Origin of the sequence: Streptomyces sp. WAC04114, assembly GCF_019733245.1 — a bacterium.
GTDB lineage: Bacteria > Actinomycetota > Actinomycetes > Streptomycetales > Streptomycetaceae > Streptomyces > Streptomyces massasporeus_A.
The window spans coordinates 1-1,903 of record NZ_JAIGQA010000355.1 but is presented as its reverse complement, the minus strand read 5'-3'; the positions used below and the strand labels follow the sequence as shown (position 1 = coordinate 1,903).

2 protein-coding genes are annotated in these 1,903 nt (G+C 72.4%); both read left to right on the top strand.

Annotation, left to right across the window (positions count from 1 at the left end):
- The first annotated feature begins 35 nt into the window (after positions 1-35).
- A complete protein-coding gene (gene nadC, locus K4G64_RS39125) occupies positions 36-1,010 on the top strand; it encodes a carboxylating nicotinate-nucleotide diphosphorylase (protein ID WP_221760598.1) in 975 nt (324 codons plus the stop codon).
- Positions 1,011-1,025: 15 nt separating this feature from the next.
- Complete coding sequence (locus K4G64_RS39120; protein ID WP_221760597.1) at positions 1,026-1,823, top strand: type III pantothenate kinase; 798 nt, start codon at positions 1,026-1,028, stop codon at positions 1,821-1,823.
- The last annotated feature ends 80 nt before the right edge of the window (positions 1,824-1,903 follow it).

The following is a 1,903-nucleotide window of genomic DNA, read 5'->3' as shown; positions in this document are numbered from 1 at the left end:
CTCCCGCCCCAGGCCCCCCAGGAGCAGTGACCGACGTGAGCATCCCCGACCTTCCCCTCGTCTCCTCCGGAGGCTGCGGAGACGGCTGCGCCTGCGGCGCGGACGACGAGGCGTACCTGGAGTGCGGCCTGGACCCCGCACTCGCCCAGCTCCTGGCCGACGCCGGCCTCGACCCCGTCGAGGTCGAGGACATCGCCAACGTGGCCCTCCAGGAGGACCTGGCCCACGGCGTGGACGTGACGACGGTGGCGACCATCCCCGAGGACGCGGTGGCCACGGCCGACTTCACCGCACGCGAGGCGGGCACCGTGGCCGGGCTGCGCGTCGCCGAGGCGGTCATCTCCGTGGTCTGCGAGGAGGAGCTCGAGATCGAGCGCCACGCGGAGGACGGCGACCGCGTAGAGGCGGGCCAGAAGCTCCTCTCCGTCACCACCCGCACCCGTGACCTCCTCACGGCCGAGCGCAGCGCGCTGAACATCCTGTGCCGCCTGTCGGGCGTCGCGACGGCCACGCGCGCGTGGGCGGACGCGCTGGACGGGACCAAGGCGAAGGTCCGTGACACCCGCAAGACGACGCCCGGGCTGCGCAGCCTCGAGAAGTACGCGGTCCGCTGCGGCGGCGGCGTCAACCACCGCATGTCCCTCTCGGACGCGGCCCTGGTCAAGGACAACCACGTGGTCGCCGCGGGCGGCGTCGCCCAGGCCTTCCAGGCCGTCCGGGAGCGCTTCCCGGACGTGCCCATCGAGGTCGAGGTCGACACCCTGGACCAGCTCCGCGAGGTCCTGGACGCGGGCGCCGACCTGATCCTGCTGGACAACTTCACGCCGGCCGAGTGCGCCGAGGCCGTCGAGATCGTCCGGGGCCGCGCCGCCCTGGAGGCCTCGGGCCGCCTCACCCTCGGCAACGCCAAGGCGTACGCGGACACCGGCGTCGACTACCTCGCCGTCGGAGCCCTCACCCACTCCTCGCCGATCCTGGACATCGGCCTGGACCTGCGGCCGGCGGAGTAGGGGCGGGTACGGGTCATGCTGCTGACCATCGACGTAGGAAACACCCACACCGTCCTCGGCCTGTTCGACGGCGAGGAGATCGTCGAGCACTGGCGCATCTCCACGGACGCGCGCCGCACCGCGGACGAACTGGCGGTCCTCCTCCAGGGCCTGATGGGCATGCACCCGCTCCTCGGCGACGAGCTGGGCGACGGCATCGACGGCATCGCCATCTGCGCCACCGTCCCCTCGGTCCTGCACGAGCTCCGCGAGGTGACGCGCCGCTACTACGGCGACGTGCCCGCGATCCTCGTCGAACCGGGCGTCAAGACGGGCGTGCCGATCCTCATGGACAACCCCAAGGAGGTCGGCGCGGACCGCATCATCAACGCGGTCGCGGCGGTCGAGCTCTACGGCGGCCCCGCGATCGTCGTCGACTTCGGCACGGCGACGACGTTCGACGCCGTCAGCGCGCGGGGGGAGTACGTCGGCGGGGTCATCTCACCCGGCATCGAGATCTCCGTGGAGGCCCTGGGCGTCCGCGGCGCCCAGCTCCGCAAGATCGAGGTGGCCCGGCCCCGCACCGTCATCGGCAAGAACACGGTCGAGGCGATGCAGTCCGGCGTCATCTACGGTTTCGCCGGCCAGGTCGACGGCGTGGTCAACCGTATGTCCCGCGAGCTGTCCCAGGACCCGGACGACGTCACGGTCATCGCCACGGGCGGTCTCGCGCCGATGGTCCTGGGCGAGTCGTCGGTGATCGACGAACACGAGCCGTGGCTGACGCTGATCGGACTCAGGCTGGTGTACGAGCGGAACGTGTCGCGCATGTGACGGGCGGGGGGCGCCAACCCGCCAAGGCGGGAGGCGCCCCGGCACCCCCGGCAGCGTCGCCCCGGCACCCCCGGCAGCGT

Bases quoted from the DNA above. Each gene is read 5' to 3' on its own strand.
- K4G64_RS39120 (WP_221760597.1), top strand. From the start codon at position 1,026: ATGCTGCTGACCATCGACGTAGGAAACACCCACACCGTCCTCGGCCTG.